The sequence below is a fragment of the Micromonospora sp. DT4 genome (genome assembly GCF_049841675.1).
GTDB lineage: Bacteria > Actinomycetota > Actinomycetes > Mycobacteriales > Micromonosporaceae > Micromonospora.
In genome coordinates this window covers 1-14,581 of the sequence record NZ_JBNCKT010000124.1, presented here as the reverse complement: position 1 = coordinate 14,581, position 14,581 = coordinate 1, and the positions used below count along the sequence as shown (strand labels likewise).

14 protein-coding genes and 2 pseudogenes are annotated in these 14,581 nt (G+C 66.2%); 7 read left to right on the top strand and 9 right to left on the bottom strand.

Annotated features, from left to right (window positions below):
* Positions 1-331: 331 nt before the first annotated feature.
* The gene (locus ACLQ24_RS25120) at positions 332-511 is read left to right on the top strand and encodes a hypothetical protein (RefSeq protein WP_425894168.1); all 180 of its coding nucleotides are present in this window, start codon (positions 332-334) and stop codon (positions 509-511) included.
* Between the two features lie 814 nt (positions 512-1,325).
* A complete protein-coding gene (locus tag ACLQ24_RS25115) occupies positions 1,326-1,793 on the top strand; it encodes a DIP1984 family protein (RefSeq protein WP_425894167.1) in 468 nt (155 codons plus the stop codon).
* A gap of 294 nt (positions 1,794-2,087) precedes the next feature.
* On the opposite strand, the gene ACLQ24_RS25110 is transcribed toward ACLQ24_RS25115, so the two are convergent.
* A complete protein-coding gene (locus ACLQ24_RS25110) occupies positions 2,088-2,765 on the bottom strand; it encodes a hypothetical protein (RefSeq protein ID WP_425894166.1) in 678 nt (225 codons plus the stop codon).
* 931 nt (positions 2,766-3,696) lie between these two features.
* Between ACLQ24_RS25110 and ACLQ24_RS25105 the strand changes: the two genes are divergently transcribed.
* On the top strand, positions 3,697-5,073 hold the full coding sequence (locus ACLQ24_RS25105) for a hypothetical protein (protein WP_425894164.1): 1,377 nt from the start codon (positions 3,697-3,699) through the stop codon (positions 5,071-5,073).
* Between the two features lie 65 nt (positions 5,074-5,138).
* Here ACLQ24_RS25105 and ACLQ24_RS25100 read toward each other — a convergent pair whose 3' ends face one another.
* Together ACLQ24_RS25100 and ACLQ24_RS25095 are read right to left on the bottom strand one after the other, a co-directional pair.
* Positions 5,139-5,606 (bottom strand): hypothetical protein, encoded by a 468-nt coding sequence (locus ACLQ24_RS25100; RefSeq protein ID WP_425894162.1) that lies wholly within the window; start codon positions 5,604-5,606, stop codon positions 5,139-5,141.
* A 212-nt stretch (positions 5,607-5,818) separates the two neighbouring features.
* Entirely contained in the window at positions 5,819-5,959 is a 141-nt protein-coding gene (locus tag ACLQ24_RS25095; protein ID WP_425894161.1) for a hypothetical protein, read from the bottom strand.
* Between the two features lie 185 nt (positions 5,960-6,144).
* On the opposite strand from ACLQ24_RS25095, the gene ACLQ24_RS25090 reads away from it, so the two are divergent.
* On the top strand, positions 6,145-7,311 hold the full coding sequence (locus ACLQ24_RS25090; protein WP_425894160.1) for a hypothetical protein: 1,167 nt from the start codon (positions 6,145-6,147) through the stop codon (positions 7,309-7,311).
* Positions 7,312-7,565: 254 nt separating this feature from the next.
* Positions 7,566-8,964 (top strand): annotated as a pseudogene (locus ACLQ24_RS25085) (IS1380 family transposase).
* A 129-nt stretch (positions 8,965-9,093) separates the two neighbouring features.
* On the opposite strand, the gene ACLQ24_RS25080 reads toward ACLQ24_RS25085, so the two are convergent.
* The 4 genes from ACLQ24_RS25080 to ACLQ24_RS25065 all read right to left on the bottom strand — a co-directional run bounded on the left by ACLQ24_RS25080 (position 9,094) and on the right by ACLQ24_RS25065 (position 11,312).
* On the bottom strand, positions 9,094-9,561 hold the full coding sequence (locus ACLQ24_RS25080) for a GIY-YIG nuclease family protein (RefSeq protein WP_425894159.1): 468 nt from the start codon (positions 9,559-9,561) through the stop codon (positions 9,094-9,096).
* 165 nt (positions 9,562-9,726) lie between these two features.
* Positions 9,727-10,176, bottom strand: a complete 450-nt coding sequence (locus ACLQ24_RS25075) for a SitI3 family protein (RefSeq protein WP_272614701.1) — start codon at positions 10,174-10,176, stop codon at positions 9,727-9,729.
* Between the two features lie 15 nt (positions 10,177-10,191).
* A complete protein-coding gene (locus tag ACLQ24_RS25070; RefSeq protein ID WP_357484345.1) occupies positions 10,192-10,590 on the bottom strand; it encodes a hypothetical protein in 399 nt (132 codons plus the stop codon).
* Positions 10,591-10,784: 194 nt separating this feature from the next.
* Positions 10,785-11,312, bottom strand: a complete 528-nt coding sequence (locus ACLQ24_RS25065; RefSeq protein ID WP_425894158.1) for a DUF6244 family protein — start codon at positions 11,310-11,312, stop codon at positions 10,785-10,787.
* Between the two features lie 135 nt (positions 11,313-11,447).
* On the opposite strand from ACLQ24_RS25065, the gene ACLQ24_RS25060 reads away from it, so the two are divergent.
* Positions 11,448-11,660 carry a hypothetical protein gene (locus ACLQ24_RS25060; RefSeq protein WP_425894157.1) on the top strand — a complete coding sequence of 71 codons (213 nt, stop codon included), beginning with the start codon at positions 11,448-11,450 and terminating at the stop codon, positions 11,658-11,660.
* Positions 11,661-12,008: 348 nt separating this feature from the next.
* Positions 12,009-12,949 (top strand): annotated as a pseudogene (gene tyrS, locus ACLQ24_RS25055) (tyrosine--tRNA ligase); the annotation flags it as partial.
* A 102-nt stretch (positions 12,950-13,051) separates the two neighbouring features.
* On the opposite strand, the gene ACLQ24_RS25050 reads toward tyrS, so the two are convergent.
* Together ACLQ24_RS25050 and ACLQ24_RS25045 are read right to left on the bottom strand one after the other, a co-directional pair.
* Entirely contained in the window at positions 13,052-13,321 is a 270-nt protein-coding gene (locus ACLQ24_RS25050) for a hypothetical protein (protein ID WP_425894156.1), read from the bottom strand.
* Positions 13,242-14,186 (bottom strand): NUDIX domain-containing protein, encoded by a 945-nt coding sequence (locus ACLQ24_RS25045; RefSeq protein ID WP_425894155.1) that lies wholly within the window; start codon positions 14,184-14,186, stop codon positions 13,242-13,244. The genes ACLQ24_RS25050 and ACLQ24_RS25045 overlap by 80 nt, the downstream gene beginning before the upstream one ends.
* Between the last annotated feature and the right edge of the window lie 395 nt (positions 14,187-14,581).

Genomic DNA, 14,581 nt, shown 5'->3' with positions numbered 1-14,581 from the left:
TGGGCGATGGCCCGACAGTCACCGGTGCACTCGAACCCCGATCGGCCCGAGTGAGACAAGGGTGCACCAATGAGCGGTCCTGACAACCTACGCAGGACGGGCCAGTCGAGGTCCAGGTCTGTCGGCTTTCCGATCGAATGCTCTCCGTCGGTCGGATTCTGGTTTCCGATGTAGAGCCCGCGTCTGTCCTGTATGGATCGATCCATGTATTAGCCTCCACCCTCTGCCATTCGAGCGCCGCCGAGACCTCCTGCGAGCGGGGCAATCACTACCTCGACCGAGCCCTGCTGGTCGACACCCTCAACGGCCCTGGCTCCGGATTCTTCGCCCGATGAGCTACGACCGATTCGTGGAGGTGGTCGCCGACATTGCCACCAACCTCCCCGCCGATCACGTCACCGCCTGGGCCGGTGTGCTGATGGGCTTGGACAAGCCCGGCAACAGTGCGACAGCCGCCGAACTGATCGGCGCCCGGCCCGGGTTCTCTGTCGGCACCCACTGGAACGGCTGATGAAGAGCTGGCGAGCCGAGGCACCCGACCTCCCTGGTTCAGCTGTCGCTCTCGTCCTGCGCAGCGCCGCCCTCCTGCACCGGCGCGCGGAGGAGAGGCACACCGAGCTGACAGTGAGCGGACCAACCAGTGCGGCCGTGCCGGTGCGGCTTACCAGCTCCGTGGTTGTCGAGATCATTCGGGCTGCCCGGAGCAGCCTGCTCGTGGCGAGCTTCGCCGCTTACGGGGTCGCCGAGGTGGTCCAACCCGGGGCGGTGACTGCCGAAGAAGGATCGCCCGCGTGGCCTGGTCGGCTACCTTCTGCGGGAGGCGGGCAGCGAGGGGCGGAGCCTTTGGCCGACCAAGATCGGAGCTGAGTTGTCTCCTGGGTGTGCCCGATGATCTTCGTCCGACGTTCGCGCAGCTCAGAGGAGGTTTGTGGTGGGCCGCCAGGGACTCGAACCCTGAACCTATGGATTAAAAGTGCCCAGGGTGTGACAAAGTGCCACGAAGGCTTTCTGCCGTCGCGGCCTCGGCTTGCCGTCCGAGTAACGGCGATGCTGTCCCGTGGTGTCCGCGCCGGTCCAGGGCCTGGTTGCGGTGTACCGCGCGGCGGTGTGCGGCCCACCTTGGGGTGATGTCCGGGGGTTGCGTGGTGGGTCCGCCCTGGGTTGGGGACGTCCGAGCACCCGGGGAGCGGCCCATCGGTGGTACAAACGCGGTTCGCCCCGTCTCCTTGGGCCGAACGTCGACCCCGTTGTCGCGTCCAAAGGGTCGACAGGACTGGGAAGAAATTGGGGCGCGGTGCTGATCTTCGCTGGCCATACTGGTGCCCATGAAGCTTGCTGAGGCCCTGGCGCTGCGCGCGGACGCGGCGCGACGCGCCGAACAACTCCGTGCCCGCATCACGGCCAGTGCCCGCTACCAGGAGGGCGAGGCCCCTGCGGAAGACGCCTCGGCTCTCCTGAGCGAGGTGGGCGAGGCACTCGGTGAGCTGGAATCGCTGATCCGGCAGATCAATCGCACCAACGCTACAACCACCGTGGACGGCGGCGCCACGCTTACTGACGCGCTGGCGCGTCGCGACGTGCTTCGTCTGCGGCACAGCGTGGTCACCTCGGCGGCGGACGCCGCCGCGGGTGAAGGCCAGCGCGGATATCGTCAGCTGCGGTCGGAGTTGAAAATGATCCCGGCGCTGCCGGTGGCCGAGCTGCGCCGACAGGCCGACGACCTCGCCCGGCAGCTTCGCGAGGTCGACACGCTGATCCAGCGGACGAACTGGGAGGTGGAGCTGCTGGACTGAGGGTTGCGGAGCAGGTAGCCGACGTGGAGGCGTGCACGAACCCGCGAGCCGGCGGGTAACCCGGCTCACTCCTGGCGCGCCGAGGGCAGGCGCAGGGGTTCGATTCCCCGGCATACATCGCATGCCCAGCACAGCACACAGGTGACGGCGCACAGGGCACGGCACACTACCGGGTGCAGATCCACGACGGCGAGGGTGGGACAGGGGACTTCCGCAACCTCGTACAGCAGGGCGTGGCAGCGCCTGACCGCCATTGTGTCGCGATCGGGCGTCGAAGACTTCCAACAGACATCGTTACGGCGCGGCTACCGGGTAATCGATCTCGGCGAGGTCCTCGCGCACCAGGGCAACGGTGAGTTGAGGGTTCAGGGCGCGAACCGCCGCGTCGGTGAGTGGCCGGTGCGCGACGACGTGCGCGACCGCCGCCGGGTCCACCTGGATCTCGTAGTAGTCGCCGCAGAATTCGACGAACCGGTCGACGATGTCGTCGAGCAGGATGTCGAGCAGGTAGTAGCCATCCGGCCCGAAGTCGTACGGCCCCCGCAGCGGCGCGAAGACGATGCCTTCTCCGGCGCGCCAGCGGTCGTCTCCGGTCAACCGCCACAGCACACTGGTGGCGAAGAACTGCCCCGTTTCGTCGCAGAACGCAGGTTCGGCCACCTGCGGGTGGAACGCCTCGGGGAGGCCGTCGAGCAGGCCAGGCCACAACTCATGGTCTGCGTCGCGGTAGGGCGACATCGCCGACTCATGATCGAAGACCCGGATGAACCCGCCGTGGCTCGTGAATACGATGGTCCACTCGTCGCCGCTGCCGTTGCTCATCGGCGCCGCTTCGTCCCGGCCCCAGCGGGAGGTGTAGGCGTAGTAGGGCGCCCCGCCGTCGATGATGCGTTCCAGAACGGCCAGCGCCTTGCAGCGCTTCCGTAGCTCGTCGATGGCGGGCAGTCGGGCGGCGATGTCGTACGCGGTCACCGGACGACCCTACGGGGGTGTACGACGTATGCGGCTATGCAAGGCGGGCCGGCGCGGGCGCACAGTGATTTACGAGAGCTCTGCTTAGCGATACCTGCTTCCGGCATCGCCAACCTTTACAACATCATTCTCACCGGCTGACCAACAGCGCCGCCCCAGCCAACGCCTTCACCCAGTTACGAGACGTCCCTTGGCCACCGGTATTCAGAACGCCGACGCTGGTCAGGAACGTGAACGCCGTCGGGGCAGGGGTGACTGCTGATCGTGCGCGCCGCCTCAGCCGAGTCCGGCCCCATCGAGCCGGTCCAGCAGGCGACGATGTTCGAGGTCGCCTGCACGAATGCCTGAACTCCTCTGCGCGGCCTGATGATCCGCAGTCACATGCGCTGTTCCCACCAGGGGGCATGAGGATGAGCCCACAGGTTAGGCAGGGTTCGACTCAGGAAGAGCTGGTCGGTCGCATCCACGAGGCGGCGCAGTTCTCGGGCTGCCCGTCGAGGTAGTGATTGCAGGGCGATCTCCAGTACCTCCCGATGGGCCAGCGTGCAGCCACAGGGGCATTCACCGAAGTCGTCCACAAGGCGGGCTGCCGGACCGCGTGCGATGCCGGTCCAGTGTGTAGCGCCTCGCCGACGCCGCCGGGCCGTAGTCGGTTGTCTCGGCGCTCCAGCCGGACGATGTCGGCGGCCACTTTGCCCGAGATCCCGTGAAAATGGGCACGTGACTCGCGTGTGTGGCGCCGAGGGGGTCGAGCGGCACGTAGTGCCGCTGGCCGTCTACGCGGCACGAGCCTTTCGATGTGCAGCAGTCATGGCGAGAGTATAGGTCGGGTTGCATGGGCAGAGCGGCGGTCGAGTCGCGGGTCTGGATCGTATGGGATTCCAGATGGGGTCTGCCGGCCCGGTTGAGCCGGCAGACAAAGATGGTGTGCGTGACCGATGTGGAGACCTTGATCAGGCAGGTGTGGAGCCCGGACGTCCGGCCGCTAGCCGAGGAGGCGTGGCGTTGCTACAACGCGGGAGCCACCCGTGCATGTATCGCCTCGACTTGGACGGCGGTCACCGCCGATATCATCACCAAGCTCGTGCGGATGGCCGACGACGGCGATAACCAAGCGGTGCCGTTCCGCACGACCTTGACCGAGGCCCAGAGCAAGGGGTTGAGCAAGGATGGCGTGCGGGCCATGCAGGCGCTTGAGGCGACGCTGCTGGATAAGGCCAGTGAGTTCGAGCTGATTGACTCAATCGGCGTGCGGGAACTGGAGCGCATCCGCGAGGACCGCAATCTGTGTGTACACCCGTCGCTGCGCGCCCTCGGCGACGTCTACGAGCCCCGCCCGGAAGTCGCCCGCGGCCACCTGGCCGTCGCGTTGACCACGCTACTCACCCACCCGCCGACCCAGGGCCGCAAGGTAATCGAGGATTTCTCTACTTACATCTGCGACCCGTTGTTCGTGTCGACGCTTCCACACATTCAGGCCACCTTTTTCGACCGCGTCCGCACCGCGACCCGTTCCACGATCGTCACCTTCGCCGCCAAGCACGCGCTACTCGAACTCGATCCCGCTGGCCTGATGGCTGCCGTCGAGCACGCCGATCGGATGGCCGTGGCGTTGCTCGCCTTCGCGCAACGCGACCGGGAACTGGTCCGTACGGCGGTCGCCGGCCAGAGTGAACGATTCCAGGTGCTCGACGGCGCCGCGCAGCTGCGGGCACTCGTACGGCTCGGGGACCAGGACTTCTTCTGGAGTAGTGTGGACCAAGCCCTGGTTACCCGCTTGCAGGGCCTGATACGCGTGCCGGTCACTCTCTCGGAGTGGGAACCGCTCCCGGCCGAGATCACTGCGGCTATCGCATTGGTTCGCAGCCCGTTCGCACGCGAGTGGCTGCCGATGTTGGAGAACCAGTCCGCGATGCTTTCGTGGACGCAGCGCCTGTTCGTGGCTGGAGCGCGACCTGACCCATACTTCTTGCCTGCGGTGATCCAGCTCGTTCGGGAGGCGGCGAGCTTTCGCTTCGGCGAACAGGCTGGCCGGGTTCTCGTCCAGCATGCCCCGTTCCTGACCCTCGAGACGCTGCGCACCGTGCTGGTCGCCTGGTCCAGCAACGAGCAGTGCCGTCGAGCCTCCGAGATGACCACTCTCGCGGTCCACCTGCTCCAAGGAACCGCGCACCTCGGCCCGACGCGGGCCCCGGTGTTCGGCGAGTTCCTGACCAATGTCCGAGCGATCGAAGGGACCAGCGACTACTACAGCTATCCTGCGCTGGAGCAAGCCCTGAGCAACGTCGGGTACAACCCGTCCGTGTAGGTGTCTCGATACGCCGAAGGGCTCCCCGGCCTCGGCGAGCCCTTTCCGGGTGAGAGCGAATCCGCTCAGGCAGCCTTGGCCGTCTGGATCGTGATCGATCGGCCGGCGGGGACCACGACCGTGATGTGCTGGTCCTCGCCCAGGATCATCACCACGTCGTCGAGCACGGCGCGGCTGCCCGAGTCGGTCTTCTCGACCAGCACGTCGCCGCCGGCGACTACGGCGGTCTCGACGTACTTCACCGGCCAGGCGTCCCCCTGCCGCCCCCACGGGGCGGCAGGGGTGGGCTGGTCGATCAGGTGCGCCCAGGTGGTCGAGGGCGACCCGGTGAAGGTGACCTTCTTGTCGGCCCCCCTGCTGTGCCCGGTGATGTCGTACGTCGCCACTACTTTGTTCTCGAAGACGGCCGCGAGAACGTCGCAGAACTTCAGCTTCTCGTCCGCGATCGGCCAGAACCCCAGCACGGCGTCGTCCTGGGTCATGCGGCCTTCCTGGACCAACGGCCAGGTCTTGTTGACGTGAACTACGATCATTGCATCTCCAAATGAGTTTAGGACCATCTAGCCGTGGTCGGCTAGCAGAAGGTTACACTCTTAGAGATATGGCTGCAACTCTTATTTAGTTGTACTCACGGCACGGCGTCCGGAAACGAACGTTCGTGATACACCCGGGCGCGCACCCCGTTCCCCCAGGTCAGGATCCCGCCAGCCCGTCGGTACAGCGCGGGATCCCGCCCGGGGGCCGGTCAGTTGTCGGTGCTCAGGTGGTCGAGGAGCCAGCCGGTCAGAGCGCGAGTGGCGCCAGCGAGTACGCCGGTGATCACTGCGAGGGTGATCCGGGTGCGGCACGGCTGGCGGCCATGGGGGTGCTGCGGGGATCGGGTCATCAGATGCTCCCTGGATGTCGGAGACGAAAGCGGAGCCAGCGCCGGCTTGCGTATTCAGACTCGGCCCGTCTCGCGAGGGCTGACCTGAGTGCCGACGGGTGTCGAGCAGCCCGCGACTGGTGGCGGTGGGGCATCATCGGTCGGCGATGAATGCCGACAAGTCCCGACGAGTGCCCCGCCCGCCTATGGCGGCCGCCAAGCGCGCCCCGGTGCGCCGCCCGCGGAAGCTGGCCCGGCCCGAACTCGACGCCGGGCCGCAGCGGGATGTCCGCGATCTGCTCTACGACCTGCGCGAGAAAGCGGGCAGGCCCGCGCTGGAGGATCTGGAGAAGCGGATTGCCGGCGATGACCGCCTCGACGGTTCACCGAAGAAGGACGTGATCCACCAGATCATCTCCCGGGGTGGGCCAGCTGCCCTGGATGATGTCCGCGCGGTCGCCCTGGTGCTGGCGCTGGCCTGCGGGGAGGATAAGTACAAGATCGTCAATCGGGTCACCCAGTTGATGCACTCGATCGATCGGCCATCTGGGCCGTCGCGAGACGAATCCAGCGATAACACCTCCGCCCCAGAGCCTCCACCAGCCGCTGACATGACGGCCGTCGTCGTCGCCCGCCCGGAAACCGGCGAGGCCCCCGGGCACTTGTTCGTCGCCGACTGGGTCCCGATGCTCGGCGACGACGTCGCATTCACCCTGACCGGGATCATCGAGTCTGTACACGTCGGAGTGCCGTTGCTGACCGACTGGCTCACCGCCGAACTCGCCCGACGTTCGGCCTTCGACATTCCGGACGACGACGTGAAGAAGCAGATCCTGCGTCCGGTCCGGATGGCGAAGGTACGGTTGGAACGGCTGGGACCGGAACTGGTCCGGCTGGCTCGTGCCGCGCGTGCTGCGAGTTATACCGACGCCGAGATCCGCACGATCCTGAACCGGGCGCTGTCCTTCAAGGTCAACGGTCTCCTGTCGAGCGCCGATCATCCTGGCTATCCGCACCCGCTCGACCTCGGCGAGATGGCGGCGTTCACCTTCGGGTACGCCAAGAAGGACCTAATCCAGCTCGGCTTCGACGCTGGCCGAGGTCGCGGCGGAGTCCGGGCGTACGTGCCGCGCGAGATCCTGCTGAATTCCCCCGAGCTGATGGAGATCGGCACGCTGCTTGCCCCTGCGGCTTTCTCCGCGTCGGCGAGGCTCTATCGCGCCTGCCAGTCCGCGCAGGACTTCAGCTTCATCGGCCTCGCCGACCAACGGCACCTCTGGACGCACTTCGTCCTGCCCCAAGCCTTCGCTCACTACCCCTTCGACGCAGTGATTGTCGAGGCCGACTCCATCCGCGCCTTCGGGCTACCGTGACGGGCTACCTAAGCAACGTCGACACGGTGGGCAGGTGCGTCATGAACGGTCGAGCCTAGGACAAACTCGTCCGAGGCCACAACGCTTAGCCGATGTCAGCTTGAGGTACACCCCGACGCCACAGTCACCATTAGCCTCGCCCCTTCAGTAGGGGTGGGCGGTGCCGTGGTCCGGGAACGCGAAAGTGCCTTCTGATCTGGGAAGATCTGGGATGTCTAAGGCCCTGATCATCTCGCACGGAAGGCACTTTCAAGGTGCAGAGTACCGGCACGCGTCCCAAGCTTGCAGTCTCTGGTGGTGGTCGCGGCGTGGTCGGTCACGCCGGTACCCGGTTGCTGGCCGATATCGCTGAGGTCACGGGTCTGAGTAGCGGTTTCGCTGATGCGCTGGGCGGGTTGCGGCTGCGCCGGCCGGTGCATGAACCGGGGCGGGTGGCCGTGGATGTGGCGGTGATGCTGGCCGACCGGCGGTGAGGCCATCAGCGACCTCGGGGTGCTGCGCGATCAGCCTGGTTTGTTCGGGCCGGTGGCCTCGGATGCGACCGCGTGGCGGGTCCTGGACGGCCTCGACACGGCGGCGTTGTCGCGGCTGCGCCAGGCCCGGGCCGCCGCGCGAGAAGTCGCGTGGGCGCAGATGGGTGAGACCCGCGGCGGGATACCCGCGGCGAAAGCGGCCGGCTTGAATGTTCCCGGGCTGGTGCTGGACATGGACGCGACCCTGGTCATCTGCCATTCGGAGAAGGAATCGGCGACGCGGACGTGGAAGAAGACTTTCGGCTTCCACCCGCTGCTGTGTTTCCTGGACAACACCGGCGAAGCTCTGTCCGGACTGCTGCGCGAGGGCCGGGCCGGGTCGAACACCGCCGCCGATCACATCACCGTCCTGGATCAGGCCCTGGTGCAGATCCCCGACGCCCACCGGCATGGCACCCCGTTGCTGATCCGCACCGACGGTGCCGGCAGCACCCACGGCTTCCTCGCCCATATCCGGTCGTTGCGTGAGCAGGGCATCGACGCCCGATTCTCCGTGGGAGCCGCGATCACCGCGCCGGTGCGCACGGCGATCGAGCAGGCCACCGACTGGATCCCCGCGCTCGACGCCGACGGGGACCTGCGTGACGGTGCGCAGATCTGCGAGATCACCGGGCTGCTCGACACCCACGGCTTCCCGCCCGGCACCCGCCTGATCGCCCGCCGGGAACGACCGCACCCCGGCGCGCAACTGTCACTGTTCGACACGATCAACGGGATGCGTCACCAGGTCGTAGCCACCGACACCCCACCCGGGAACGGCAGCATCCAGTTCCTGGAAGCCCGACACCGCGCCCACGCCCGCGTCGAGGACCGCATCCGCTGCGGCAAAACCACCGGCTTCGGCCGGTTCCCATCGAGGGTCTTCACGATCAACCAGGCCTGGCTACACCTCGCGCTGACCGGTATCGACCTGCTCGCCTGGACCCAAAACCTGCTCCTGCATGAGGACCTCGCCCGCGCGGAGCCCAAGAAACTGCGCTACCGGCTCCTGCACGTCCCAGCCCGGATCGCCCACACCGCACGACGAACCTGGCTACGCATCGCCGACAACTGGCCCTGGGCCGACCAGATCATCACCGCGTTTCACCACCTGACAGCGCTACCCCGACCACTGACCTGAACCAACACCCAGCCCCTGCAACAGGACCGAGGAACCCGGCCACGCGCCGGGCAACCACCATGCCCACCCGCAGAAACCCACCGACCGCAAGCCAACCCACCAAGATCAATCACTCATGAAAGACCGAGGTTAGCACCAAAGAACGTCAGAGTAGGGTCCGGTGTAGCACTCCCTGGCGCAGCTGGAGGCGATGAACTCCGTCAACTCGGGGCCGGGATGGAACCATTCGCTGCCAGGTAGGCGCAGGTAGGCGAAGCGCTCATGGAGCTGATCTTCCAGTTGCTTGCGTTCCTTCTTGCGGTCTTCGGCGATGACGTGCAGCACCTTTAGGCCGTGGGGATTGCCGGTGTGGAAGGAGCGCATCCGCTCGTACGGGCCGCCGCCGGCCTCACCAATCTTGATGTAGGGGCCGCTGGCGACAAAGTACACGCCGGCATAGCAGTGCTCCAGGCCGGGGTCGCCGAAGTCGCCGAAGACTTCCTGGCTGGCTTCGATCATGGCTTCTTTCGGGTCGCCAAGGGTGCCGTACCTGCGGATCTTTTGTCGGTATCGGCCGACTAGCCGCTGCCGGCCCCGGTATTCGTCGTAGGTGGTCATCGCTTGCGATTCTGCCTGGCAGCGCGGGTCGTGGCCAGGCCGGTCTGCGCGGTGGCCACCTCGATGCAGAGCCGTCCGTGTTCGGCGTGGTCGGCCAGTTCGGTACGCAGCCGGTCTGTGTCGGCGGCCGCGGCGCCGGCTTGCTCGGCACTCGCGGGCTTCTGCTCAGGCGGGACGATGGTCGAGGCCGTAGTTGTTCCACCATGACGGTCGGTGCCTTCGAAGGGCTCCTGCGACTCGGGTCAGTAGCAGCCAGTTACCGTTCAGTGTCAGTGCCGCGTCCTCCGGCCTGCTGGCGAGCAGCCGGTCGACGGCCGCGACCATGTCGGGGACCGCCCTGCCGGACGTGTCGTCCTTGAGCATGTGGAAGACGATGTTGACGTACGTGTCTGGTTCCCATTCCCATTGGGAGCCGTCGTCGTCCTCGGCGTCGTAGTAACCGTTTCTGCCGGCATAGACGCTGACGGTGTAGCCGGATTCCTCGCCGAGGTCGGCGCCGAGTAGTCGGGGGTATCCGGGCAGAGTTGACTCCTCGACGTTCCCAGGAGCCGCGATTTCGGCCACATGTTCCAGCGGGATGTCACCCGCCAGCGTCAGTCGGTACTCGATACCCACGTGCTGCCTGCCTTCTCAGTCTCGTCGGACGATCTGAATGATCTCACCGCTGCGGGTCAGCGCCGTGAGTTCTTTGAGGTGGTGGATGGGCCAATCGTCGAACTGCTTCTGCAGGGCGCCGAGGTCGCCACGCCAGTCCTGCAGGTTGAGCATGATCCGTTGGGTCTGCTGGCTGGCCACCTTCCCCGACACTTCCGTCCACACGCCGCGCGTGGCTTTCGCGGGAGTTGGCGAGTAGCAGTCGAAGACATGGCCTTCGATCAGGTAGTCCGGTTCCTTGTCCGGCTTCCCGCCGTCGCCCGTGTTCCGCCGCGCCTCGGCGATCTCCTGCCTGGTCGGGTTCTGGTGCAAGCGGTAACCCTTGCCAGCGACCGTGTCGGCACACGCGTTCTCCAACTCCAACGCACGCTGCACCCTGTGATCCCCCCGTGGCGTAATTTTGGTTCGGGGCCCGGTGGGTGACTCGCCGAGGACGCCGGTCGGGTGCCGGCTCCACGGCGTGGGGTTGCGGTCACCGGAGGCGTCGCCGCCGGAGGCGGGAGGCGGCGGGTTCGGATTGGTGGTGGCAAGAGGGGGCGGGCTGGCCGGTCTGGGACTGCCAGCCCCGATCAGTTTCCCGAGGACCCGATCTGCCGTGCTTCGGTGATCGCGGCTTCGATGAGTTGTCGAGTGGTGCTGGTGCGCTGGACTACGAGTACCAGGACCTGCTTGATGCTTTCCAGCGCCTGTAGCAGGGGTCCGGGCTGCCCGCCCTGCAGGATCATGGTGACGAGCCGCTGCGCTTCACCAACCTGAGCGATCGTCGCTGCCGTCGCGTCTCGGGCGCTGTCTACCGCCGCGTGGACGGGTGTCAGTCCGGCGATCGTTTCTTGTGGGGTTGCTTCGTGTGGAACGGCCGCGGTTGCCTTCGTTGCCTCGCCGATCGAACCGCCGAGGCTGCCCAGGCCGCCTTGAATATCGGTGATCGCACTGCGCACTCGCGTTACGCCCACCGCCACCGCGGCGAAGCCAGCGCCCGCGGCTCGCAGGGCCACCTCCTGTGCCTGATTGTCGGCCGCGGCTGCCAAACCCTGCGCGCGCTCGACGCCTGCCGCCAGGGCCTGGAGTTCAGCGGTGACCTTCTCGATGTGCGACACGTGGCCGACTCCCCAATCGAAGACTGTGATGATGTCCGGCGGCCGAAACTACCGGGGTATCCGGGAGGCCCACCAGCATCGGCAGTCGGAGACCTGGGCGCGTCTTGGGTCTTGACCCCGGAGTGGACGACGGTCATGGACTCCGTCCTAGAGGGGGAGAGTGGCGCTGTCGTAGAACGCGGCGCACTCGGCCTGGCCACCGACGCGCTCGGCCTCATCGAAGCCATCGGAGCGGAGCGGGATCTGAGCGCCCTGCCGGTCCGGTGGCCACGGCTCGGGGTGCTGCTCCACAATCAGGAACAGTTGGCGGAGTTGCCATCCGAGCCACCACCGGGCACAGATGCTTGAAACGGGGAACGGGCCGGCCGGCCTCCATCTGGATCTCGCGGTGGTCCCACAGACCGCCGGGGGCTATGGGGGCCGAGCGGGAAGGCTCCCTTGGTAGCGCCGTAAACCCGAGGTCGCGGAACTGGCGTAGCGCAGCTCCATGCGTCCCAGTCCACCTGCGTCCACGCGAGGGGGGTGTCGTTGCTTGCGGATCAGGTCGTAGCCGTCATGGGTCGAGAGCTTGCAGAGATGGATGTCCGCGCGGCGGGAAGTACTCCCTCTGTGTTTTGGGCGGACTCTCTGCGTATTCGAATCGCGTGAGGTCGCAGGTAGGATCGGATCACCCTGTTGATCGGAGAGTCCAGCGTCGTGAGCCTTATCGACGACCTACAGTGGCGCAGTCTGATTCGGGACGCCACCAACCTCGACAGTCTGTGTAAGCACCTCGATGAAGGCCCGGTCACCTTCTACGTCGGCTTCGACCCGACTGCACCCAGCCTGCACGTTGGCACCTGGTACAGCTGAACACGGCTCGGCGGCTGCAAAGGGCTGGGCACCGGCCGCTCTTGCTGGTTGGTGGCGCGACAGGGCAGATCGGTGACCCAAAGGAGGCTGGCGAGCGGGCGCTAAACCCACCTGAGGTGGTTGCCGAGTGGGTGGCGAAGATCCGTGCTCAGGTCGCTCCGTTCGTTACCTACGAGGGCGACAACGCCGCCGAGGTGGTCAGTAACCTGGACTGGACCGACCCAATGCCGGCGTTAGACTTCCTGCGCAAGGTCGGCAAGCACTTCCCTGTCAACAAGATGGTGGCCCGCGAGGTCGTCAAGGCTCGCCTCGATTCGGGTATCAGTGTCACTGAGTTCAGCTACCAGCTCCTGCAGTCGAACGACTACTTCGAACTCAACAGGCGTTACGGCTGCTCGCTCCAGTTCGGCGGCTCCGACCAGTGGGGAAACATCTCAGCGGGTGTGGACTACATCCGCCGCCGAGGGGCGGGGCCGGTGCACGCATTCACAACCCCGCTGGTGACGAAGGCTGATGGCACGAAGTTCGGCAAGACCGAGGGTCAAGCGGTTTGGCTCGACCCGGCGATGACGAGTCCTTACGACTTCTACCAGTTCTGGTTGAACGCCGACGAACGTGACGTTGTCACGTACCTCAAGTACTACAGCTTCCGCTCCAGGGACGTGATCGAGGATCTGGCCGCGTCGACGGTGCAGCGGCCTGCGGAGCGGCGAGCGCAACGGGCGCTTGCCGCCGAGCTGACTACGCTCGTACACGGCGAGGCCGAATACCGGAAGGTAGTCGCCGAAGGGGCCTGACGCATGATCGCAGGAGACAACGCATCCGCGCGCTTCAAGGCTCTACGGCTGATATGGAACGTAATTAAGCATTCATGCCGTACTCACTGTTCATGAATTTCCGCAAATTGAAGGACCCCGCGATCGCAGTTCAGTCGATAATCTCCGGGATTGGGTGCGGGTGTAGTGCCGCAGCAGGGCAGGATCACGGATCGTCGTGAGCGCGTGATAGTCAGCGATGAAGTAAATCGACTCGTAGCTGTCCGCCAGGTCGAGCGCGGGCAAGATCGCACCGACGTAATTACCCAGGTGCGGCTCGCCGGTCGGCGCGCTCCGATCCTGTGCGATGGACCATTGCCAGGCGGGCAACGGCGAACTCATGCAGTACGGCAAGGTCCCCAGCGGGATCGGTCAGTTCTGGAGTGACGGTGCGAGTAGGGGCGGCACCTGCGATCACCGCGGTGTCGAGCCCTACGCGGCACAGCACCGCCTGCATCTTCATGTCGTATAGCGCACCGAGGCGACGGGCATCGCCCCGTGGTTGTCCGCGAGGTGCAGTGACGCTCGACAACCATGGCGGTGGGCCGCTTCGCCGACGATCTCGTGGAGCGTCATGGCGGCGGCCGACGTCGGGGGCCGGTTCCAGGCGATGAAGTCGACGTCGCTCCAGCCCTCTACGAAGTCTCCCCGCGCGGCGGATCCACAGCCCAATTCCGGCACCTGGGTGTCCGGCGATGGCGACCTGAGCCTCTGCCGCCACCTCGCCGACGAGTTGACTGAGTCCCCGGCTGAACGGCAGAGGGTGCGCAGCATGCCAGGTTATGACGGCCAAGGCCCGATCCAGCATCTGCTGGAACTGGGGATGGCTGGCGGCCTGCCGGGCGGCGGAGGCCTCGAGCCAGCGGGCCTGGACGAAGCCTTCGTCTCGGGCCGGCGTCGTGGCGGTGGTCGCCGTCGTGAAGAGAAACCAGTCGACGGTCTTCGCCGCCGGGGTGCCGTCGTTGTCGGTGAAGGTGTACGCCTCCTGCCCGAGGTACGCGCTGTAATACGTGTCGGTCAGGCCGGCTTCCTCGGCTACCTCTCGCTTGGCTGCTTGAAGTGGTGACTCTCCCGGCTCCAGGCGGCCCTTCGGGGCGACAGTTTGTCGCTCACCGGTCTTGCGGATCTGATCGAGGAGCAGGATGTGAGGAGAGCCGAGGTCGTCGGTCGCGACGACGGCACCGGCGGAGGCGTATCGACGAGTCATGGCTGGATGCCTCCTGAGGATGTCTGCGGGGTCTGGACGCGTCCGGGAGACGAGCCCCGAAGGTCATGATGTCGGCCGTGTCGGCGACCCGATGATCGGTCGCCTGACTTCAGATGGACGCCTGGCGCCGCAGACAGACCCGCTAACTTTCGGTCATCTCTGCATCTGCGAACAGATGCCGGGTGTCGTTGTGGCTGGTGAGGGTCCATCGCCAGCCTGCGGAGGGTCGGGTCCACGACAGCGGTTGCTGCACCCAGGTCGTGACGCTCGCGTGGTACGCCGCGACAGCCGCAGCGGCCCGAACGGCGATAGGCACGGCTAGTACGGCAGCCGTACTTCGTGATCATGGCTGAGGCGGGCGGGAACAGGACGGCCGCCGCGTGATCTTGAGTCTG